The organism is Flavobacterium sp. (assembly GCF_040383245.1).
Classification (GTDB): domain Bacteria; phylum Bacteroidota; class Bacteroidia; order Flavobacteriales; family Flavobacteriaceae; genus Flavobacterium.
In genome coordinates, this window is sequence record NZ_JBEIDX010000016.1 from 1 (window position 1) to 23,775 (window position 23,775).

A 23,775-nucleotide genomic window follows, 5' to 3' on the forward strand; every position below is an offset into this window, starting at 1 on the left:
GAAAATTCAAAACTTAAAAATAGTTATTATAAAAACAGTGAAAAATCCTCAGTTGGTTATTACACCCTTACCAAAAAAGACGGTATTAAAGTTGAGCTGACTTGCTCCGAAAGAGTGGCCTTTCATAAATACACCTACCCCACTCAAAAAGCAAAACTACTACTCGATTTTCAACACGGATTTCATTTTTTAAATGACAGTTTGGTATTGGAAAGCGACATTAAAATAGAAAATGCAACCACAATTTCTGGGTATTGCAAAACCAAAGGCTGGGTGACAAAAAAATACTTCTTTACAGTAGAATTTGAAACACCATATAGTGTATTCAAAGAACTTGATAAAGAAAAAAACCAAAACGCACCGAAATATATTTTAGCTTTTGATTTGCCCAAAAACAAAAAATTACAAATAAAAATAGCTTTATCTACCGTAAATAGTGATGGCGCAAAAGTCAATTTAAAAGCGGAAATTCCACATTGGGATTTTAATAAAGTAAAGAAAAATGCCAAACAAGTTTGGGACACCTACTTGAATAGAATAGCGATTGAAGCACCTCAAAAACAAAAGGAATTATTTTATACTTCGATGTACCATTTATTGCTCCAACCTTCCAATATTGCAGATGTTAATGGTAAATACAGAGGAGCAAATGATGCAATTGGCTTAGCGCCAAATAAAGAATATTACTCTACTTTGTCTATTTGGGATATTTACCGAGGGGCCTTCCCATTGCTTCAAATTATTGCGCCTGAAAAAATAAATGGAATTGCAAATACTTTGCTTTTACATCATAAAGCAGCAGGCTTTCTTCCTATTTGGACTGCTTGGGGCCAAGATAATTATTGCATGATTGGCAACCACGCTATACCCATGTTGCTGTCGGCATATACGAATGGTTTTACAGGATTTGATAAAAACGAAGCCTTTCAAGCCATGTTAGAAACTTCAACCAAAAGTCATATTAATTCCGATTGGGAATTATATAATCAATACGGCTTTTATCCTTTTGACAAATTAGATAATGAGGCTGTTTCAAGAACCTTGGAAAGTGGATTCGACGATTGGTGTGTGAGTCAAATGGCTTTTAATTTGAATCAAAAAAACGAAGAACTTGTTTATAAGAAAAGAGCCAATTATTATAAAAATTTATTTGATTCGGACACCCAACTCTTTCGAGGAAAAGACACCAATGGAAATTGGAGAACTCCTTTTGATCCGCTAACAGCAACTTCACCTATGAATAATCCAGGTGATTATACCGAAGCCAATGCGTGGCAGTATTTTTGGACACCTGCCCAATATGACATTGACGGAATGAAAGAATTACTTGGCGGAACAACCGAATTCACAAAAAAATTGGATGAATTTTTCACATTGCAAAGTACCAATCCGAATAAATTTTTAGGTCAAGAAGCCCTGATTGGTCAATATGCCCACGGAAATGAACCAAGCCATCACATTGCCTATTTATATGCTTTTTCGGACACACCAAAAACAGGTCAAAAGTACATTCATAAAATAATGAATGAATTTCACGACAACACCCCAAATGGCATGATTGGCAATGACGATTGCGGTCAAATGAGTGCATGGTATATTTTATCTACATTAGGGTTTTATCCTTTGAATCCTACAAATGGTGAATTTGTATTTGGAGCCCCACAAGTTAAAAAAGCAACGCTTCGCGTAAGCAATAACAATCAATTTACCATAACCGCAGAAGGATTCTCAAACCAAACTATATTTCAAAATAATTCCAAACTCAATGGCATTCCGTTAGAAAAACCAATTCTTAATTATGCTGATATAATGAAAGGCGGAACGCTAAATTTCAAAATGACCACCAATTAATTTCTATCATGAAAAAATACATTTTACTTATTGCACTAGCGACTTCAATTCAATTGAGTGCTCAAAATAAACCTGTTGAAAAATACAAACCTTTTCCTTTTGGGACTGTAAAACCTTCTGGTTGGATTCAAACCCAAATGCAATACGATGTCAATGGTTTTGTGGGAAATCTTGATAAACTCGTACCAGATTTAATTAATGATCCAATATACAGCACCGGAAGATTGCACAAAAATAGTGTTGCCAAAGATCTTGGTAATTTAAAAGATGGCGATGCCGAAGGAAGCGAACAATATAAGTGGTGGAATAGCGAAACGCAATCGAATTGGTGGGATGGTTACATTAGAAATGTATTATTGTTAAATGATAAAGAAGGCCTGAAGAAAGCGCAAAAACACATTGATGAAGTAATTAAGAGCCAAGATGAAGACGGCTACATCGGAATTTACGCCAAAGACTTGCGCTACAATTTCAAGTCAGAAAACGGGGAATTGTGGGCAAAAACTACCATGTACAGAGGCTTACTTGCCTATTATGAATTCAGCCAAGATAAAAAGTTATTTGAAGTTATTGAAAAAGCAATCAATAATGTAATGGTTAATTACCCAATAGGAAAATCAAGTCCGTTTTATTCGGGTGAAAATTTCAATGCAGGAGTTTCCCACGGACTTACCTTTACCGATGTATTGGATAAAATGCATCAAATTACGGGAGATAAAAAATACGTTGAATATGCTCGATTTTTATACCTTGATTTTTGCAAAACCTATCAGTCAGAAAAAGATGCCCAATTAGAAAATATCTTAAACCCGGAATACAAACTGCAGTCTCACGGAGTACATACTTTTGAGCATTTAAGACCGCTTACTGTTGCGGCTTTTTCAATAGACAACCCTGAATTGCAAAAAGCATTAGACATTTACACCCAAAGAATTGAAAAAGCAACTACGCTTACCGGAGGTGCAATTGGGGATGAATGGATTGCACAAAGAACTGCAGATGCAACTAAAACCGGTTATGAATATTGTTCGTTACAAGAATTACTAAACAGTTATACTATGTTATTTCAAAAGCAAGGAAAATCTAAAACCGCAGAAGCAATTGAAACAATATTCTACAATGCAGCACAAGGTTCTAGAAATCCAAATCATTCGTGTATTGCTTATTTAAAAACCGACAATTCGTATGAAATGGAAGGTACAAAAAATGGAGAAATAGAACCAGACAGAAAGCAAATTCGATATAAATATTCCCCTGCTCACCAAGAAGTAGCCGTTTGTTGTAATCCAAATGCTGGTAGAATTACACCCTATTTTATTGAAAATTCGTGGTTATTAGAAAACGAAACTACTTTAGTGAACGCACTATTAGGACCAACTAAATTAGAAACTAAAGTGAAAAACAATCCTGTTGCGATTGAAGTGGTGACCGAATATCCGTATCAAAATAAATTTACTTTTTTGATTACTAATTCCAATCAAGCCAGTTTTACTATCAAAATAAGAAAACCATCTTGGGTAACTGAAATTGTTACAACTGAAAATTATAAAATTGAAGGTGATTTTATTACTATAGCCCGAAAATTTTCTAAAAGAGATAAAATTCAAATTGAATTTAAAACTGAGGTTCGTATTAAACTAGATGCAAATCAGGAAAACTATTTCACTTATGGAGCTCTTTTTTATGCAAAAGCTATTGAAGCAGAAGAACTAAAAGGAAGAAACTATTTTGAAGGTTTTGATGATTTTTCATACAAGCCAAAAAACAACATACGCTACCAATACATAGAAAACAACAAAGCAGTATTTGAAAATAATCAGATTAAAGTAAATGCAAGAAACAGTAACACTAATGAAGTGGAAGAAATTACTTTAATTCCTTTTGGAAAAACAATATTGAGACAAGTTAGCTTAAAATAAGAAATTAGTAATTTCTAATTCAATTAGCGCTTATATTTTTACAAATTTCATGGTATTCACTTCTTGGCTGCTAAATACCTTTAAAAAATACAAACCTGAATTTAGACTGTCCATTTCGATAACATCAGCACCTGATTCGCTGCTCATAACCATCATTCCATTGGCATTGAAAACCTCAACACGCTCAATGTCAAAATTAGCAGAAAGATGCAATCTATCTCCAACAGGGTTAGGATACATTGAAATTCTGTTAGCTTGATTATTGCAATTACCGTTTACCACAGCAGTATCATTATCGTATTGATTGCATAAATTTTGCATATAAACTACTTCATTGGCATCACAACAAACTGAAGTTAAACCTGGATTTCCTGAAAAATCAATATATTCTTCAATAATTCCATTTTGGGTTGCTAAAGTAGTTAGTTGATTATTTTTACAACTAAAGTTGATTAAATTAAACATTTCACTTACATCCAAACTAGTAAGTAAATTATTATCGCAAAAAAACTGACGAACATATTTAACATTATCAATATTTAAGGTTGCAATATTATTATTAGAAATATTTAAAGTCTCCAGATTTGGTGAATTACTTAAATCTAAACTGGCAATATTGTTTCCTGTTAAATCTAATCTCATTAACTTAGTTTGATTGCTTAAATCTAAAGTTGAAAGTAAATTTTCAACTGGCAAATTAGAATTTTGTGTTAAGCCAATGCAGGTTAAAGTCAATAAATTAGTTGCATCCGACAAATCTATGGTTGGTAATTTTCCTAAATAACTTAAGTTCTTTAGATTACTCAAATTACTTAAATTAAGTGACGTAAGTGATGGACAATAAATTGATATATCTCGAAGTAATGTATTGGAAGAAAAGTCAAGACTGGTTAAAATATCACCTCTACACTGGAACTTTTTCAAATTAATATTTGGCGAAAGATCTATTGTTGATAAAGAAGAGATCCCAACTGAATTTAATAAACCTAAATGCTCAAGATTAACTAATGTGGGTTGATAAAAATTTGGGAAATCAGCGTAATAAGTAGAAATAGATTTTACATTAGTAAAATATTGCAACCCTTCAAGATTTGTAATGTTAGCATAGCCAAAATCTAATGCTTCAACTAATAATGCTTCTGCATAACTTATTTCCCCATCTGCATTTGCATCAATTGGTGGATATTGTATAAAGACATTTGGATCGTAATTATAGTTGATTCTAGCAACCAATAAATAATCTTTAAAAACCGAATCTAAAAAAGTAATGTTTTGAGCAAGACAAAACTGAGTAAAAATAAAACAACAAAAAAGTAATTTTGCTTTCATATAAATTAATTTTTAAAGTAATTAACGCTGCTAAATTACTACATAAGTAACTATCAACTAATAAATTAACGCATTAAGTTAAAAATTTAACAGTTGTTTGAGGGGATGTAAATGTGGGATTTTATTTTTTTCGCTCCATTACATAGTTCACCATTAGTGTCAAACTATCTTTATAAACCGATTCTGGGTAATCTTTTATAAGTAAAAGTGCTTCTTGTTGGAATTGCACCATTTTTTGTTCTGCATAAGCCAACCCGTTTTTGTCTTTCACAAATTGGATAACTTCTTTTACGCGCTTTTTGTTTTTATTGTGGTTTTTTATCGAATTGATGCACCAGCTTTTTTCTTTATCCGAACAATGATTTAATGCATAAATTAATGGCAAGGTCATTTTTTGCTCTTTGATATCAATTCCTGTTGGTTTACCAATTGCCTCATCGGTATAATCAAATAAATCATCTTTTATTTGAAATGCCATTCCGATAAGTTCTCCAAATTTTCGCATGTTTTCTACTTGCACTTCATCATCAGAAACCGATTTGGCTCCCAAGGCGCAACATGCAGCAATTAGCGTAGCTGTTTTTTGTCGAATGATTTCATAGTATACGTCTTCCGTAATATCTAAACGACGCGCTTTTTCTATTTGCAACAATTCGCCTTCACTCATTTCACGAACGGCCACCGAAATGATTCGAAGTAAATCAAAATCTCCGTGATCTATAGAAAGTAACAATCCTTTGGATAATAAATAATCACCAACTAAGACTGCAATTTTGTTCTTCCAAAGGGCATTAATAGAGAAAAAACCTCTACGTCTATTACTATCATCAACAACATCATCATGAACCAAAGTGGCAGTATGAATTAACTCAATCACACAAGCTCCTCGGTAAGTTCGCTCGTTAATAGTGCCATCCGAAAGCATTTTGGCAGTTAAGAAAACAAACATTGGTCGCATTTGTTTCCCTTTTCGGTTAACAATGTAATAGGTAATTCTATTTAATAAGGCCACTTTAGACGACATCGATTCATAAAACTTTTTTTCAAAAAGTTCCATTTCTTGCATTATCGGTTGCTTTATTTGCGAAGTAATATTCATTAGGTCAAAGATACAACATTCCAACAATTTGAAAATTATTTTTATCTTAAGATTAAACCTTTTATATTTGTAAAAGTCCTAATGACATAACCTATTAATTTTATTCTTATGAAAACAAGATCTTTTATTAAAATGGCAGTAGTTTGTGCTAGTATTTTCTTTGCTGGTTGTAACAGAAATGAGCGTACAGAAAATCTTATGTCTAAAGAAGAAGCACAATCAAGTTCAAAAATTGATTTAGCAAGTGATGATATTGGTTCAATTATTGAAGACCAATTCAATAATATTAATTCGGATTCTTTTTCTTTCAAAAATGGAGATGTTGCTTTGTCTACATGTGCAACAATTACAAGAGAACCAAATTTTGGAACGCCTTTAACTCCGGGAACACAAGTTACTAAAACAATAGATTTTGGAACAGGATGTACTTTATCAAACAATAATGTAGTTAGTGGTAAAATTATTATAACTTTTACTTATCAGCCAACTGCAACTAGCCATACTGTAAATTACAGTTTTGTGAATTTTTATCACAACAATATCAAAATTGAAGGAGATAAATCATTTACAAGAACTATGACTCAAGCAACTGCTACGTCTCCAAGTCACCCAATTGTAGTTATGAATATGGATTTAACGGCTACAATTAATGGTCAAAGTCACCACAGAGTTGGTACAAGAACTAGAGAAATTATTGAAGGATACGGTACTCCAAATATTTTTTATGATAATGTTTATAGCATCATTGGAAATTGGACTACTACGCATCCAACAGGAGTGGTAACTAGTACAATCACAACACCACTTAAAGCTAAAATGAGTTGTTTAAATCAAAACAAACCACTTTTAGTTCAAGGTATAATTACATTTACAAAAAACAACAATACCGCTACTTTAGATTATGGAAATGGTGATTGTGATAATTTGGCAGTGTATACCGTAAATGGAAATTCTTATAATATTGTTATAGGTAATTAATATAATTCAAATTAATAAAAAAGTCCCAGTTAATTGGGACTTTTTTTTATGATTCTTTGTTGGCTAATTGGCCGCAAGCAGCATCAATATCTTTACCTCTACTCTTCCTTACTTTGGCAACGATGTTGTGTTTAGTTAATTCTTTAATATACATATTAACGGCTGCATCTGAAGCTTGCTGGAACTCCCCGTCATCAATTGGATTGTATTCTATAATATTGACTTTACACGGCACATATTTACAAAATTTAACCAAAGCATCTACCGCCTCTTTAGTATCGTTTATACCTCCCCAAACCACATATTCATAGGTAACTTTACTTTTTGTTTTTTGATACCAATATTCTAAAGATTCTCGTAAATCAGTTAACGGAAAATTGGTGCTAAAAGGCATAATATGGTTTCGAACACTTTCTATAGCAGAATGCAAAGAAACAGCCAATTTAAATTTTACTCCATCATCGGCCATTTTCATAATCATCTTTGGAATACCCGAAGTAGAAACTGTAATTCGTTTGGGGGACATCCCTAATCCTTCCACAGAGGTGATTCTATCAATTGCTTTAATGACATTGTTGTAATTCATTAAAGGCTCGCCCATTCCCATGAAAACAATATTAGAAAGCGGACGGTTGTGGTATAATTTACTTTCGTTATCTATTGCTAGTACTTGATCATAAATTTCTCCAGGCTCTAAATTACGCATTCTTTTTAATCGGGAAGTGGCACAAAAATTACAATCCAAACTGCATCCCACCTGAGATGAAACACAAGCAGTAGTTCTGGTATTTGTTGGAATCAATACGCTTTCTACTAGTAATCCATCATGAAGTCGAACCGAGTTTTTAACCGTACCATCAGCACTTCGTTGCATCGTATCCACTTTGACATTGTTAATCACAAAATTAGCTTCAAGCATTGCTCGTGTTTCTTTAGAAACGTTAGTCATGTCTTCAAAACTATGTGCGCCTTTACTCCACAACCATTCATAAACTTGATTGCCACGAAAAGCTTTATCACCATTGGCAACAAAAAAATCTCTAAGTGCTTCTTTAGATATAGTTCGAATGTCTTTTTTCTCCATCATGGCGCAAAGGTAAAACAATTAGTTGATTTGGTAATTTGTGTATTGTAATTTGTAATTTTGCTAAAAATAATATTTCATGCATTTTATATCTGAAGAATTAGAAGCCTACGTAGAACACCATTCGCAAAACGAACCCGAATTGTTGGTCAAACTTTTTAAAGAAACCCATCAAAAAATTCTACAACCCCGAATGCTAAGCGGTCATTTTCAGGGGCGCGTTTTAAGTATGTTATCTAAGATTATTAATCCGAAAAACATTCTTGAAATAGGGACATATACTGGCTATGCAGCGTTATGTCTTGCAGAAGGAATGCAAAAAGAAGGAACGCTAGACACGATTGACATCAAAGAAGAATTGGTTTCAATTCAGCAAAAATACTTTGATTTATCGCCTTGGAAAAATCAAATTACCGCGCATTTGGGAAATGCTTTGGATATTATTCCGACATTAAATAAAAAATACGATTTGGTTTTTATTGATGCGGATAAAGAAAATTACATCCATTATTTTAATTTGGTTGTACCAATAATGAATCCTGGAGGCATCATCCTTTCGGACAATGTATTGTGGAGCGGTAAAGTTTTAGAAGAATTAAATCCTAAAGATACTAGTACTATAGTATTGTTAGAATATAATCAAATGGTTAATAACGACCCAAGAGTAGAAACCGTTTTATTACCTATCCGAGACGGGTTAACGGTATCGCGAGTTCTTTAAATCTTATTGAAATATTTTTGGTATACCAAATAAAAACCAAGCCCTAAAGAAGACCCAAATAAATAGCCTGTTAGAATATCTACAGGGAAATGTACACCTAAGTAGATTCTGCTGTAAGCAAAAATTAATGGATATAGAAAAATCAAAAAGGCATATTTATAGTATTTCTTCAAAATCATATAAACAAAAATCATTGTTGCCATTGAATTTGAAGCATGACCAGAAAAGAAACTATATGTACTTGAGTGATGAATTATTCGAATAATTCCTTTAAGTTCAGGATCATTACAAGGGCGCAATCTTTCAAAAGTAGTTTTAAAAAATTCCACTGAAGTGTCGCAACAAAGTAAAATCAACGCAATAAATAACACAACAATCCCTAATTTTTTAACTCCAATCTTTTGAAATAAAAGATAAGCCAATAGCAAGAAAAACGGAGTCCAATAGGCTTGTTTTGTAATTAATAACCAAAGCCCATCAAATGTTGGAGAACCCAAACTATTTAAAAAAACAAAGAGTTTCTTATCTAAAGCAATGATTTTTTCAAGCATTACATTTTGCGTTTAATAGGGCCTGTAACTTCCTCAATATCTTCATTAATTTGAGTTACTACAGAAGGCGCTTCTTTTAAGATATTATTTTCAATAGATGTTGAAGATGCCGCAACATTAGATTTAACTTCCTCTACCTCTTGAGTTAACGTTTGTGTGATTTGCTTCACAGAAGCATCTAATTCCTTCACATCTACACTGTTTTGTATTTCATTTTTTATTTCATTGGTAGCATTTTTTAATGTTGCTACAATTTTGGCATACCCTTTCACGACTTCGGGAAGGTTTTTGGAACCAAACAATAAAAAAGCTACAAGAAGTATAAAAAAGAATTCTCCTCCAAACATGGCACTACATTTAATAAGTGGTACAAAGGTACAAAGTTCTTAATCAAATTTTGAATTTACTTCTGTTTTTGGCCAAGTATTATTTGACAAATCGATATCAGCTGTTTCTAAATTTGGATCGATATTAATTTTTACAATTGCTTTTTGCGTTGCAAATGTTCTATTCACCTCTTTATCGTTCATACGCCAAATTTGCGCTGGGAATTTTTGAATTTCTGATGTTCCATCTTCAAAAACTAATTCTACAATAATTGGCATTACTAAAGCACCCGGCTTATTAAAAGTTACTTGATAAAAATACTTTGGTTCGTTTAATTTAGCACGTTCTTCGGCAGTAAAATGTGAATTTACATAATCATTTAATGCTGCATAATCGGCAATTTTAAATGGCTTATTCATTTCAGCTTTAAAGTCTTCACTTCCATCGGCAATCATATAAACCATTGGTCCTGGCTTGCTATCACGACGGCGTTGTTTTTTCATAAACTCGGTTACCTCTTTTGAGGGCTCGTTGCTAACAAAATATTTTTTTACTTCTTTGATTCCAATATCATTGGAGTCAGTGGTGTAAAACCAACCTCTCCAAAACCAATCTAAATCAACTGCCGAAGCATCTTCCATAGTTCTAAAGAAATCTTCTGGAGTTGGGTGTTTGAATTTCCAACGGTTGGCATAAGTTTTAAATGCATAATCAAATAATTCATGTCCCATAACGGTTTCACGTAAAATATTTAAAGCTGTTGCAGGTTTTCCGTAGGCGTTATTTCCAAATTGTCTGATGCTTTCTGAATTGGTCATAATTGGTTCCAATCCTTTTTGATCACCACTCATATAAGGCACAATGTTTTTTGCAGGTCCGCGACGAAGAGGAAAATTAGGGTCAAATGATTTTTCTGCAAGGAATTCCATAAAAGAGTTTAATCCTTCATCCATCCATGTCCATTGGCGCTCATCAGAATTAATAATCATTGGGAAAAAGTTGTGCCCAACTTCGTGACAAATTACTCCAAGCATTCCGTATTTGGTTCCGTCAGTATATTTTCCTTCTGCATCCGGACGACCAAAATTCCAACAAATCATTGGATATTCCATACCTTGATCCCTAGCATTAATGGATATTGCTTTTGGATAAGGATAATCAAAAGTATAACTAGAATAACTTTTTAATGTGTGCGCCACCATTCGAGTAGAATATTGTTCCCAAAGCGGATTCCCTTCTTTTGGATACAAGGAAATTGCCATTGAAGTAGTGTTTCCGGTTTTAACCGCCATGGCATCATAAATAAATTTTCTTGAAGTAGAAATTCCAAAATCACGCACATTATCTGCCTTGAATTTCCATGTTTTTTTCTTATCCGAAAAGCCTTTTTCTGCAACTTCAGCCTCCGCTTGAGTTACTACAATAACTGGATTATCAAAAGATTTTTCAGCTTGAGCATAACGTGCTAATTGTGCCGGAGTAAACACTTCAGCTCTATTTAATAAAGTTCCTGTAGCTTCAAGAATATGATCTGCTGGAACGGTAATGTTCACTTCATAATTTCCAAAAGGCAAAGCAAATTCACCAGAACCCCAAAACTGCATGTTTTGCCATCCTTCCACATCATTATATACGGCCATTCTTGGATAAAACTGCGCAATTACATATAAATTATTTCCGTCAGAATCAAAATGCTCGTAGCCAGAACGCCCGCCATCAATAGTATAATTATTTATGTTATACCACCATTTTATAGAAAACGAAATTTTTTCTCCGTGCTTTAAAACCTTAGGTAATTCTATTCGCATCATCGTTTGATTGATGCTATAATTCATAGGTTTTCCAAGTGCATCTTTTACAAATTCGATATTAAAACCACCATCAAAATCGGCTTCTAAATATTTTCTAGAAAACCCTTGAACACCCATTGCTGGATCTGTTCTATTGCTTTCAACTAAAGGAGAAAGTGATTTGCGAGATTGTTGGTTTTGATCTAATTGTACCCAAAGATAATCTAAAGCTTCTTTAGCATTATTGGTATAGGTAATGGTTTCTTGACCATATAGCTTGGTGTTTTTATCATCCAATTCTATATTAATTTTGTAGTCGGCTTGTTGCTGATAATACTCAGGTCCTGGAGCGCCAGAAGCAGTACGATACATATTTGGCGTTGCCAATAAATCATACATCTGTTTAAATTTATCTGGATTTTTTTCGCTTGGCGCAGCTTTTGGAGCTTCTTGAGCATAGATTCCAATAGAAAAACAAAGAATAAAAACTTTACTTAGGGAAGAAAGATGTTGCATGGATATGAATTTTTAAAGCATAAAAGTAATTTATTTTTTTAAATAAATTACTTCTGCGATTATTTTATAGTTCGTTTATAATTATCTGAAGTAAGCATTACGGTTTGCTTTTCTCCGTTTAGGTTTGCTTGTATAATATTTTGCTGATCGGAATTCCATTCCATTAACAACGAATTTTCAATTTCTAAACTATTGATCTTTGAAATTTCTGGTATTCTAAAATAACAAATCATAACATTTGCGTCCAATTCTTTACTCAAATAAGTCATGGGCTTTGCTACTCCATTCACTTTAATTATGAATTTTTCAGCAAGGTATTTCTTTAGATTAGCTTCTTCTTGAGGTGTCTCTTGAGAGAAGCCTATATTTGATTTAACATGGAATTTTTTTTCCAAAGCCGCATTTAAATCATCTACAAAAATGCGCGAAGTAACTTGAATTCGTTTCTTTTGTGGCACAAAATCAACTTGATAAATTGCCATATAATATTTGTGAATCCCCATTGAAGTAAGGCTCACAAACAATAAAATAAAAGCTGAATATTTGAAATATTTGGGCACCTATATAAATAGAATTCGTTAAACTAATTTCCAAAAATAGTTTAATTTATTTATCATTCAAAAGTTGTTTGTATTTAACTGCAAGATCATTCATAATAAAGGTAGCCATGGTTTTATTTTTGGATTTCATTGCAGCATTGAATTTCGGATCCTCAACCAAATAAAACAAAAATCCTTTGACGTATTCTTCTGGAATTTTAAGATTTTCAATAAAATATTTTTTTTCAAACCATCCTTCTAATTTATGAATTAACAGTTCTTTTTTTTCTACTTCTAGTTCTTTTTTTAACATGCTTGTTCTTCCACTAATAGAATTTATTAACCCATCAACACTCATTCCTCCAAAAGGTATTAACAATGGACTATACCAATGAAGTTCTTCCGCTGTTTTTAATTTCCTTTCTGCAGGAGTATAATGCTTGGTATTCGGAGAAATAATTCCGAGAGAAACGGCATTAATATTTTTATATTCATTAATTCGTACGTCATCCAAAAAACGAACAATTGGATACAACTTAACAAAAAATAATTCTTTATTAAAGTCGGCTTCAGATAAAGCAACTTTTGCAGCTTTAAATTGAACTGAAGAAAAAACTAAGGTATCTCCAACACTTGCCTGAATAGAAAAATAACCACCATGCTCGGTTAGTGTATTCTCTTTTGATCGATTATTTATTAAATAAATCCCTTCTAAATCGGAAAAAGAAGAAGTTACTTTTCCATTTAATTTTCTATTCACAGTATTAGTTTGTCCTAAAGCAGCATTTAGAAAAAAGAGTAAAACGAAACTAAACTTAAAAGTATACAAGAAAAAGAAGTTAAATATTTTGGCAAAAGTATTTTAAAGTTTTGCAAAATTAGAGCCAAAGCAATGGTAATTTTTTGTTAATTATAAATTTGTAGCTTTGCATAAATTAGAATATCACAATGAAAAACCTAATCATAGCAAGCACTTCCACAATTCATGGAGGTGACTATTTAGACTATTTATTACCCATATTGGAAAATCATTTTGCCAATTGCGACACCCTTCTTTTCATTCCCTATGCGCGTCCAGGAGGAATAACAGAAGAGGCCTACACTAAAAATGTTAGCGCTGCCTTTGCCAAAATAAATAAAAAAGTGGTGGGCTTGCATACCTTTTCAAACCCTGTAGAAGCTATCTCAAATGCCCAAGGGATTTTTACCGGTGGTGGTAACACCTTTTTATTGGTTACCCAATTGTATCAAAACAAAGTTATGGAGGTGTTATCAAAAGCAATTGCTAATGGAACACCTTATCTTGGCACCAGTGCAGGAAGCAATATTACAGGTATTTCGATGCAAACTACTAATGACATGCCGATCATTTACCCTCCAAGTTTTGCAACACTTGGAGCAATTCCGTTTAATTTAAATCCCCATTATTTAGATGCTGATAGCACAAGTAAGCACATGGGAGAAACTAGAGAAACCCGAATTAAGGAATTTCATTCGTTCAATAAAACCCCTGTTCTTGGCCTGCGAGAAGGGAGTTGGCTAGATGTTAAGGGCGAATCCATTATACTAAAAGGTACATTAAAGGCAAGATGGTTTACTCAAAATCAAGATCCTGTAGAGCTGGATCCCGAAACCAATTTGGCTACATTATAAAATAAAAAAACCCGAATCGGATGATTCGGGTTTTTTTGTAGAGCGGAAGACGAGGCTCGAACTCGCGACAACCAGCTTGGAAGGCTGGAGCTCTACCAACTGAGCTACTTCCGCATTGGAGAGTGCAAATATAAAGTATTTGTTTCTTTGATTGCAAATTTTTTTTAGAAAATTTTTAAGTATCTTTATAAATTAGAAACCTGCAACAAAGCTAAAAGTTTTATTATTAAATTGTTACCAGATTCAAATTAATCAAAATAAAATGGATATCATTAAAAATATTACTGCTTTAGAAACCATATCGATAAGGCAGCCAGTATTAAGAGCAGGGAGATCAATTGAAAGTTGTCACTTTGAAGGAGATGATTTACCTTCAACTAAACATTTTGGCATATATTATGATAAGAAATTAGTTGGAGTAGTTTCTGTATTTTCTAAAATAAATAGTACATTTAATTCCCCAAATCAATTTCAATTAAGAGGAATGGCAATTTTATCCGAATTTCAAAAAAGAGGATTCGGAGAAAAATTACTTCAACACTGCGAGGACTATATCAAAAGTCAAAATGGTTCTATGATATGGTTTAACGCTCGCGTAACGGCCGTTTCTTTTTACGAAAAATCACATTACAAAAAAATTGGCGATCCATTTTCAATTTTAGAAATAGGACCACATTATTTAATGAAAAAAGAAATTGATTACCCATGAACAAATTTTACCTAGTTTTTATTTTTTTAATTCTAATTTTTTGGAACAAATCAATATTAAAATATTCCATTTTTAGAACTGCTGTTTATGAGTTTTCACCAAATAATAAAAGCAGTGTTATCGATTCAACCCTAATTTTGAATACCCACAATAATCTATTGATTGATTTTTACAGAAAAAATAATTTCGAATTGGTTTGGAATTCTAAATCTGATAGAGATATCTTAATTCAAGAAATTACAAATTCAGAAAATGAAGGATTAGAACCTAAAGATTACAACCAAGCAACGCTAGTGAATTTTGAAGAAAAAAGAGAAACACTTTCCGATTCTTTACTTATAGATTATGACATAGCGCTTACCTTAAGTGCTCAAAAATTAATTTCACACTTAAGTAGTGGAAAATTAAACCCTAAAAAATTATATCGAAATTGGGATTTAGAGGAAAAGAAAATACCTGTAAATATTATTCTAGAAGAAGGCATAAAAAACGGAAAACTCAAAGCAAATCTTGAAAATTGCAAACCAAAACATTGGGTATATAAAAAACTTAAATCAAGTTTGAAATTATTGAAACAATATCCTGCAGAAAAAACAATTGGATTAATCAATCTAAAGGAAAAAATAGTTCCGAATACAAAAAACATTTACATTCCTCTAGTTAAAAAAAGATTGAATTATTGGGGAGACCTAAAAGAAAAAGACACAATTCTTACTACATTTTACAACAAAAAAACACAAGAAGCAGTTAAGAAATTTCAGGCAAGACATGGTCTAAAACCAGATGCAATCATTGGTAAAAGCACCATTGAAGCATTAAACTACAGCAGAAACCAACGAATTGAACAGGTTATTGCAAACCTAGAGAGATGGAGATGGTATACACAAAATTTTGAAGAAAATTACTTACTCATTAACGTCCCCGATTATTCAATAGTAGCGGTTAAAAATAAAGACACTCTAGTTTCTCAAAAAATTGTTGTGGGAAGAGATACCAGAATGACACCTATTTTAGATTCTAAATTGTCTAATATAAATTTGAATCCGAATTGGACTGTACCACCAACAATTTTAAAAGAAGATATTTACCCAGAGGCTAAGAAAAATCCTACTATTTTTAAGAAAAAAGGTTTACTTATTTTAGATCAAAACAACGAAGAGATAAACCCATACGATTGGAAAATAAAAGAAGCTTACTTATATAAATATGTTCAAAAACCAAGTAGAAATAATTCGCTCGGTTCCATGAAAATTAACTTCCCAAATAGGTTTTCTGTTTACTTACACGACACCAACCACCGCGATTATTTTGATTACACTTTTAGATCCTTAAGCTCGGGTTGCGTTAGATTGGAAAAACCTTTAGAAATGGCAACTTACATATTAAATGACTCCCTAAAATGGCCTTTACAAAAAATTAGAGACACAACTGACATCTCTTATTACAACAAATTACAAAGAAAAAAACAATTAGAAATCAACCTTAAAAATTCGAAATTACTTGCAAAAAATCCATTTTTTAAAATTGATAATAAGCCATTACCAAAACCAGAACTAAAAACTATAGTAGTAAAAATAAAAGAACCCATTTATTTGCACCTTTGGTATTGGACCGCATGGGAAAACAAAGGAATTCTTCAGTTTAGAGAAGATATTTATTGCTTGGATGCCGATTTATATTCGAAATTAAAATATTAGAATGTAACATTTAACTTAATTTTTCGTCTATTAATGAGCTAGAAAATTAATTTTGCCGCAGAAAATTTGAAAATGCAAAAAACTACATCCTATTTCCTTGTTATTCTTAAATTTATTAGTGTTTTTGTATATTCGCAAGCTCCAAAAAAAAAATTACATACTCAATTTTGCAATGAAAAGATCAATGTTGACGGCAAGTTGACAGAGGCTATATGGAAAAATGCTGAAATAGCAACAGACTTCTTGATGATTAATCCAGATAACGGAAAACCTGAGTTAAAAACTAGAAAAACAGAAGTAAAAGTAGTTTATGACAATGATGCTATTTATATAGGCGCAACAATGTTTGACAACGAACCATCCAAAATTAGAAAAGAGTTAACTTTAAGAGATAATGATGCTTCCGCAGATATGTTTGGAGTATTTATAAATGGATATAACGACGGTCAACAAGAAGCACGATTTGCTGTAAGTGCTGCAGGGGTTCAAATAGACGGCATGTATACAAGTACTTCGGAACAAGATCTTTCCTGGAATGCAATATGGGATAGCCATGTAGAAATCACTAATTATGGCTGGGTTGCCGAACTAAAAATTCCTTATGCAGCATTGCGTTTTTCATCGGATAAAAAACAAACCTGGGGTTTAAACTTTTACAGAGATATCAATCGTGATCGTCAACAATTTACCTGGAACTTAATAGATAATAAAATTACTAACGAAAGTATACAAGCAGGCTTACTAGAAGGCATTGAAAATATTGACACTCCTACCCGATTATTTCTTATTCCGTATTCTTCGTTTTATTTAAATAGTAACCAACAACAAACAAAAGGAGAATTAAAAGGAGGATTAGACATTAAATACGGCATTAATGATGCCTTTACTTTAGACGCAATTATGATACCCGATTTTGGTCAAACTGCATTTGATAATGTGGTATTAAATTTGGGTCCTTTTGAACAACAATTTGCAGAAAATAGACCTTTTTTTACCGAGGGAACCGACTTGTTTAATAAAGGTAATATTTTTTACTCCCGAAGAATTGGTGGAAGCCCTTCTACTTATGCATATCTTGATGCCAATGAAGAATTTATTAAAAACCCAAGTACCATAAATTTATTAAATGCTTTAAAAATTTCAGGTAGAACTAAAAGCGGACTTGGAGTTGGAGTATTAAATGCAGTTACGGACAACACTTATGCCGAGATAAAAAATACTGTAAATGGAGACCGAAGAAAAGAACTTGTTGAACCTTTAGCCAACTATAATGTATTTGTTTTAGATCAGCGATTTAGAAAAAACTCCTCTGTAACATTTATAAATACTAATGTTACTAGAAATGGAGATTATAGAGATGCCAATGTTTCAGCTTTGGTTTTTGACTTAAATACAAAGAAAAATTCTTTCAACCTTACCGGAAATGTAAAATACAGTTTTATAAATGAATTTGGTACTTTCGAAAATAGAGATGGACATGAAATGGATTTGAGCTTTTCTAAAACTAGTGGAAAATTTAGATTTAATTTAGGATCCGAATATTATTCTGAAGAATTTGATCCCAATGATTTAGGAATCAATTTTCAAACACATTACCATAATTTTTTTGCTAATCAAAGTTATCGCATCCTAAATCCTACAAAAAGATTTAATAGTTTTTCCATTGGATTAAATGAATATATTGAATTTGATAACAGAACAAATAGATTGCAAAATGCCAATTTCTCATTAGATATTAATACGGTAAATAAGAAAAATGATTACTATGGTTTTGGGTTAAATTTTAGACCTTTGAAAATTTCAGATTTTTATGAGCCTAGGTCAGAAAATGAAATGAAATATGTAACACAGCCTGAATTTATAAATCCTTGGTTTTATATATCAACTAATTACAATAGAAAATTTGCAATTGATATAAACCCAGCATTTGCAATAATTAATGAAAAAGAGCGCTACAATATTAATTTTTCGGTTACACCTAGATACCGTTTTAGTGATAAATTTTCTTTAAGCTATTCCTTTGCTTACAATTATCAGAATAACAATGTTGGATGGGCAGCATTTGATACCAACTCAAATACTATTTTTACGAGAAGAAACAGGACCACATTTAACAACTCTATTCAAGGAAAATATTCGGTTAATAACCTAATGAATTTTAATTTATCGGTCAGACATTATTGGAGTTATGCTTTAACAAATAAATTTCTTACACTACAAGAAGATGGAAATCTTTTAGAAAACACGAATTACACTTCGAATCAAGATAGATATTATAATTCCTGGAATCTTGATTTATCTTATTCGTGGTGGTTTGCACCCGGCAGTCAAATTTCGGTTCTGTATCGAAATAGTTCCACTTACTATCCTGATGGCGATTTTAGTCAAGACTATGGTCAAAATTTTAAGAATTTATTTCGCCCAGAAAGCCTGAATAATGTACTGTCTATTAGCATCCGTTATTTCATTGATTACAATCATGCAAAGCGTTGGTTCTCTAATTAATAAGGTATTAAATTAAAACGAAATCACTAAAACGATTTCGTTTTTTTTATCTAAATTTAACGCTATTCTTCCCTTTTTCGATTTTGCAATTGACTATATTTGTGAAAATTTAATTTCCATGAATAAAAAAGTAATTTTGATGATTCTTGATGGTTGGGGAAAATCTCCAGATCCTAAAGTTTCGGCTATAGACAATGCAAATATTCCTTTTATAAATAGTTTATATACTAAATATCCTAGTGCTCAATTACGAACTGACGGTTTAAATGTAGGTTTGCCAGAGGGCCAAATGGGAAATTCGGAAGTCGGTCATATGAACTTAGGTGCCGGACGAATTGTTTACCAAGATTTAGCCAAAATAAATTTAGCGGTTCAAAACAAAACCATGAACCAAGAAAAGCCTTTATTGGATGCTTTTCAATATGCTAAAGACCACAATAAAAAAGTACATTTCTTAGGATTAGTTTCTAATGGCGGTGTGCATTCACATACTTCACACCTTTATGGCTTACTAGACGCAGCTCAAGATTTTGGGTTACAAAATGTATTTATTCATGCTTTTACAGATGGCCGAGATGTTGATCCAAAATCGGCTGTAGTTGATATAGCAAATTTGGAAAATCACATTAAAAATTCGAATGCAAAAATCGCAACAATCATTGGTAGATACTATGCTATGGACCGTGATAAACGTTGGGAAAGAGTGAAATTAGCTTATGATTTATTAGTTCACAATGTTGGAACTTCATGCTCAAATGCTATTGAAAGCATTCAAAAAAGTTATGCCGATAATGTAACCGATGAATTCCTTCAACCTCTTGTTATGGTGGATGAAAATGGTTCTCCGTTAGCGAAAATCGAAGAAGATGATGTAGTCATTTTCTTTAATTTCAGAACCGATAGAGGTCGTGAATTAACGGAAGTGCTATCGCAAAAAGACTTTCATGAATTCAACATGCATAAAATGAATTTGTATTATGTTACCATGACCAATTATGATGATACGTATCAAAATGTGCATGTAATTTACGATAAAGACAACATCACAGAAACACTTGGCGAGGTTTTAGAAAAAGCAGGAAAAACACAAATTCGTATTGCTGAAACAGAAAAATATCCACACGTAACTTTCTTCTTTTCTGGCGGAAGAGAAATCCCGTTTGAAGGTGAAACCCGAATCTTAAGAAACTCTCCAAAAGTTGCTACTTACGATTTACAACCCGAAATGAGTGCCTACGAATTAAAAGATGCTTTGGTGCCAGAACTTAAAAAAGGAGAAGTTGATTTTGTATGTTTAAATTTTGCAAACGGAGACATGGTAGGTCATACCGGAGTTATGGAAGCAGCAATTAAAGCTTGTGAAGCAGTAGATGCTTGTGTAAAAGAAGTTGTTGAAGCCGCACTTAAAAATAACTACACTACAATTATCATTGCTGACCATGGAAATTGCGAAACGATGATTAATCCTGACGGTTCACCAAATACGGCACATACTACAAACCCAGTGCCAATTATTTTGGTAGATAAAGAAATGAAATCCATACACGATGGCGTTCTTGGCGATATTGCTCCAACCATTTTAGAATTAATGGGAGTCGAAAAACCTGAAGCCATGACAAGACATTCCTTATTATAGAAATAAAATGAAAAAACATAATTAAAAATTAATAATTCCCTCAAAATGAATAAAGTATTTATTTCAATCAGTTTAATATTAATTAGTTTACAAATTCATTGCCAAACAAATCCAGCAATTACTGCATGGATTCAAAACACAAACAATACAACAGGACGTCACTACCTTTCTGGTAATTCCACGGTAATAAATGATGTAGCCTTGGCTAATGTACAAGATGTTCAATATTCAGCTAATTGGGCTTATGTTACAACCCAAGGAGTTCCGTCATTTATTACAGGGCCGTTCACTGCCAACCCCAATCCGGTGATAACTGCAATCACTTCCATATATAAAATTCCTTTAAATCCAGTCCCTAATATGGGTACATTAACTCCCACAGGAGCAGGAAATATTGGTGTTTTTATTAATGGTGTTGGACTTTTTAGTTATGGAGATGGTTTTTCTTATACCCCATCATCTAATTCAGATACCCCAACTCCAAATGGAGTTTGGAGACGCGATGCAGTAAAAGCAGAAATGATTGGTTTTGATTGTGCTAAAGCTCATCCGGCAGCTCAAGGTAATTACCATCACCACCAAAACCCTAGTGCTTTTAATTTAGATTTAATACAACTTTCTTCCATCTGTAACCTATACCCATCCGATGGATTATATACTATTAACCCTAGTGTTCATTCTCCACTTATTGGCTTTGCTTATGACGGATATCCTATCTATGGAGCATATGGCTACACCAATACTAATGGAACTGGAGGCTTAAGCCGAATGAAATCTAGTTATAAATTGCGAAATATTACAACTAGAACTACTTATGCAGACGGAACTGATGTAGTAGATGGACCTCCCGTGAGCAGTGCTTTTCCATTAGGATGGTACCGTGAAGATTACGAATTTATAGCAAATCCTTCAGATCCAACATATCTAGATGAACACAATGGAAGATTTTGCATCACACCCGAATATCCTAGTGGAATTTATTGTTATTTTACAACAGTAGATGAAAATTATAATTCTACTTACCCTTATTGTGTAGGACCAACTTATTATGGTGTGAAAAATGTAGTAAAAGTAACTTCAATAACTGAAGCTACAACCCCTTATTTGGATAATGCAAATTTTGATAAAAATATTTTTTCTATAATTATAGCTCCGAATCCTGCTCAAGATTTTATTGCAATTCAATCTCAAATTGCCTATTGTGATTACAAAGTTGAACTTATTGATGAATTGGGAAAATTAGTTGCTACCAATACTATTTTTAAAGGAAGTACCTTAACAGTAATTGATGTGCAAACAATTTATAACGGAATTTATTTTGTAAAAATTTCTAATGATAAAGAATTTAAAACATACAAAGTTATAATCGATAAATAGTTTTTTATTTAACTAGTTTTTGCAATAGCTCATTCATTGAAACTTGAACTTGCTCACCGGATATAATATTCTTTAAAGTATAATTTTCGACTCCTATTTCTTTCACCACAAAAGGAATACCTCTTTTTTCGGCATGCTTAAATTGTTTGTCAATCTTGGCATTATCTGGGTATAATTCGGCTTTAATATTTTGAGCTCGTAATTTCTGGATAGCTTGCATTGCTTGGAAAGCAGGAGCATCACCAAAATTTAAAAACATGACTTTAGTTCCTGTTGTGACCGTATTTGGAAATAAATTTAACTCTTCAATAACCAAATAAATTCGGTCTAATCCAAATGAAATTCCTACCCCACTCATATTTTTCAAACCGAAAATTCCGGTTAAATCATCGTATCTACCTCCGCCACCTATTGATCCCATTGCAACTTCTTTTGGAGCAACAACTTCAAATATGGCGCCTGTGTAATAATTTAATCCACGAGCTAAAGTAACATCCAAATCTAAAATGGCTTTTTGCAATCCTAATTTAGAAACATTTTCACAGATAAATTGCAACTCTTCAATTCCTTTTTTTCCTTCGTCAGAAGTTGAAAGTAAATCAGATAATTTGGCTATTTTTTCAAGAATTGTTCCTGTGAAATTAAATAAAGGCTGTACTTTTTGAATTGCTTGTTCTGAAATTCCTTTTTCAAGCATTTCTTTTTTCACCCCTTCTTCACCTATTTTGTCTAATTTATCTAGAGCAACCGTAAAGTCAATAAGTTTATCGGAAGCACCTATAACCTCAGCAATTCCAGATAATATTTTTCGATTGTTAATTTTAATGGTCACGCCATTCAAACCTAATTCAGAAAAAACTGCATCATACAATTGTACCAATTCCACTTCTTGCCAAAGCGATGTAGAACCTACCACATCGGCATCACATTGATAAAATTCTCTAAATCGTCCTTTTTGCGGACGATCAGCGCGCCAAACTGGTTGTATTTGATAACGTTTAAATGGAAATTCAATTTCGCTTTGGTGTTGTACCACATACCTTGCAAAAGGTACCGTTAAATCATAACGAAGTGCTTTCTCTGAAATTCTTGGAGTTAATTGTTTGGAATTAATATTTTGCAACTCATCTGCAGCAACTTTATCCAAGTAATCTCCCGAATTCAATATTTTAAAAATCAAACGATCTCCTTCTTCGCCATATTTACCCATTAAAGTGTCGGAGTTTTCAAAACTAGGAGTTTCAATTGGTTGATAACCAAATTTTTCAAAATGATTTCGAATTACTGAAATAATATAATTTCGTTTTGAAACCTCTGATGGTGAAAAATCGCGTGTACCTTTTGGTATGCTGGGTTTGGATGCCATTTTAAATAAGTTAGAAGTTGGTAGTGGAAACTAAAATTCAACTATTTTTTACATCTTCCAACTTCCGTCTTCCAACATTCAAAACAGTAAAATTTAATTTCCTTTGCAAATATCTAATTTTTTCGACT

At 32.6% G+C, this 23,775-nt stretch carries 19 protein-coding genes and 1 tRNA gene; 10 read left to right on the plus strand and 10 right to left on the minus strand.

Annotation, left to right across the window (positions count from 1 at the left end):
* Window positions 1–1,851, plus strand: a 1,851-nt coding sequence (locus tag ABWO08_RS07750) for a GH92 family glycosyl hydrolase (RefSeq protein WP_353084896.1), incomplete at its 5' end; no start/stop codon positions are given.
* An 8-nt stretch (window positions 1,852–1,859) separates the two neighbouring features.
* Window positions 1,860–3,770 (plus strand): beta-L-arabinofuranosidase domain-containing protein, encoded by a 1,911-nt coding sequence (locus ABWO08_RS07755; protein WP_353084898.1) that lies wholly within the window; start codon window positions 1,860–1,862, stop codon window positions 3,768–3,770.
* Window positions 3,771–3,800: 30 nt separating this feature from the next.
* On the opposite strand, the gene ABWO08_RS07760 is transcribed toward ABWO08_RS07755, so the two are convergent.
* Together ABWO08_RS07760 and ABWO08_RS07765 are read right to left on the minus strand one after the other, a co-directional pair.
* A complete protein-coding gene (locus ABWO08_RS07760) occupies window positions 3,801–5,099 on the minus strand; it encodes a T9SS type A sorting domain-containing protein (protein WP_353084900.1) in 1,299 nt (432 codons plus the stop codon).
* A 121-nt stretch (window positions 5,100–5,220) separates the two neighbouring features.
* A complete protein-coding gene (locus ABWO08_RS07765; RefSeq protein WP_353084902.1) occupies window positions 5,221–6,198 on the minus strand; it encodes a polyprenyl synthetase family protein in 978 nt (325 codons plus the stop codon).
* Window positions 6,199–6,306: 108 nt separating this feature from the next.
* On the opposite strand from ABWO08_RS07765, the gene ABWO08_RS07770 reads away from it, so the two are divergent.
* Window positions 6,307–7,176 (plus strand): hypothetical protein, encoded by an 870-nt coding sequence (locus tag ABWO08_RS07770; protein WP_353084903.1) that lies wholly within the window; start codon window positions 6,307–6,309, stop codon window positions 7,174–7,176.
* A 46-nt stretch (window positions 7,177–7,222) separates the two neighbouring features.
* Here the strand turns inward: ABWO08_RS07770 and rlmN are convergent, their stop codons facing one another.
* The gene (gene rlmN, locus ABWO08_RS07775) at window positions 7,223–8,263 is read right to left on the minus strand and encodes a dual-specificity RNA methyltransferase RlmN (protein WP_353084904.1); all 1,041 of its coding nucleotides are present in this window, start codon (window positions 8,261–8,263) and stop codon (window positions 7,223–7,225) included.
* A 76-nt stretch (window positions 8,264–8,339) separates the two neighbouring features.
* Between rlmN and ABWO08_RS07780 the strand changes: the two genes are divergently transcribed.
* The gene (locus ABWO08_RS07780) at window positions 8,340–8,981 is read left to right on the plus strand and encodes an O-methyltransferase (protein ID WP_353084906.1); all 642 of its coding nucleotides are present in this window, start codon (window positions 8,340–8,342) and stop codon (window positions 8,979–8,981) included.
* On the opposite strand, the gene ABWO08_RS07785 is transcribed toward ABWO08_RS07780, so the two are convergent.
* The 5 genes from ABWO08_RS07785 to ABWO08_RS07805 form a co-directional block, all read right to left on the minus strand.
* The gene (locus ABWO08_RS07785) at window positions 8,978–9,532 is read right to left on the minus strand and encodes a phosphatase PAP2 family protein (RefSeq protein WP_353084908.1); all 555 of its coding nucleotides are present in this window, start codon (window positions 9,530–9,532) and stop codon (window positions 8,978–8,980) included. The genes ABWO08_RS07780 and ABWO08_RS07785 overlap by 4 nt on opposite strands.
* A complete protein-coding gene (locus ABWO08_RS07790) occupies window positions 9,532–9,879 on the minus strand; it encodes a Sec-independent protein translocase subunit TatA/TatB (protein ID WP_353084909.1) in 348 nt (115 codons plus the stop codon). Before ABWO08_RS07790 ends, ABWO08_RS07785 begins: the two co-directional genes overlap by 1 nt.
* A gap of 39 nt (window positions 9,880–9,918) precedes the next feature.
* Window positions 9,919–12,165, minus strand: coding sequence for a M1 family metallopeptidase (locus tag ABWO08_RS07795; RefSeq protein ID WP_353084911.1), 2,247 nt, complete (start codon window positions 12,163–12,165; stop codon window positions 9,919–9,921).
* A gap of 59 nt (window positions 12,166–12,224) precedes the next feature.
* Window positions 12,225–12,668: a DUF6702 family protein gene (locus tag ABWO08_RS07800; RefSeq protein ID WP_353084912.1), complete on the minus strand. Its 444-nt coding sequence runs from the start codon at window positions 12,666–12,668 to the stop codon at window positions 12,225–12,227.
* 103 nt (window positions 12,669–12,771) lie between these two features.
* Window positions 12,772–13,464, minus strand: a complete 693-nt coding sequence (locus ABWO08_RS07805) for a hypothetical protein (protein ID WP_353084914.1) — start codon at window positions 13,462–13,464, stop codon at window positions 12,772–12,774.
* Between the two features lie 188 nt (window positions 13,465–13,652).
* Here ABWO08_RS07805 and pepE point away from each other — a divergent pair, with 188 nt between their 5' ends.
* Window positions 13,653–14,357 (plus strand): dipeptidase PepE, encoded by a 705-nt coding sequence (gene pepE, locus ABWO08_RS07810; protein WP_353084916.1) that lies wholly within the window; start codon window positions 13,653–13,655, stop codon window positions 14,355–14,357.
* 41 nt (window positions 14,358–14,398) lie between these two features.
* On the opposite strand, the gene ABWO08_RS07815 is transcribed toward pepE, so the two are convergent.
* Window positions 14,399–14,471: transfer RNA gene (locus tag ABWO08_RS07815), tRNA-Gly, on the minus strand.
* A 148-nt stretch (window positions 14,472–14,619) separates the two neighbouring features.
* Between ABWO08_RS07815 and ABWO08_RS07820 the strand changes: the two genes are divergently transcribed.
* The 5 genes from ABWO08_RS07820 (at window position 14,620) to ABWO08_RS07840 (ending at window position 22,281) form a co-directional block, all read left to right on the plus strand.
* On the plus strand, window positions 14,620–15,066 hold the full coding sequence (locus tag ABWO08_RS07820) for a GNAT family N-acetyltransferase (protein ID WP_353084918.1): 447 nt from the start codon (window positions 14,620–14,622) through the stop codon (window positions 15,064–15,066).
* A complete protein-coding gene (locus ABWO08_RS07825; protein WP_353084919.1) occupies window positions 15,063–16,763 on the plus strand; it encodes a L,D-transpeptidase family protein in 1,701 nt (566 codons plus the stop codon). Before ABWO08_RS07820 ends, ABWO08_RS07825 begins: the two co-directional genes overlap by 4 nt.
* 72 nt (window positions 16,764–16,835) lie before the next feature.
* Window positions 16,836–19,268 (plus strand): DUF5916 domain-containing protein, encoded by a 2,433-nt coding sequence (locus ABWO08_RS07830; RefSeq protein WP_353084921.1) that lies wholly within the window; start codon window positions 16,836–16,838, stop codon window positions 19,266–19,268.
* 118 nt (window positions 19,269–19,386) lie between these two features.
* Complete coding sequence (gene gpmI / locus ABWO08_RS07835; RefSeq protein WP_353084923.1) at window positions 19,387–20,904, plus strand: 2,3-bisphosphoglycerate-independent phosphoglycerate mutase; 1,518 nt, start codon at window positions 19,387–19,389, stop codon at window positions 20,902–20,904.
* A gap of 45 nt (window positions 20,905–20,949) precedes the next feature.
* Complete coding sequence (locus ABWO08_RS07840) at window positions 20,950–22,281, plus strand: T9SS type A sorting domain-containing protein (protein ID WP_353084924.1); 1,332 nt, start codon at window positions 20,950–20,952, stop codon at window positions 22,279–22,281.
* Between the two features lie 4 nt (window positions 22,282–22,285).
* Here the strand turns inward: ABWO08_RS07840 and hisS are convergent, their stop codons facing one another.
* Window positions 22,286–23,647 (minus strand): histidine--tRNA ligase, encoded by a 1,362-nt coding sequence (gene hisS / locus ABWO08_RS07845; protein ID WP_353084926.1) that lies wholly within the window; start codon window positions 23,645–23,647, stop codon window positions 22,286–22,288.
* Window positions 23,648–23,775 lie beyond the last annotated feature (128 nt).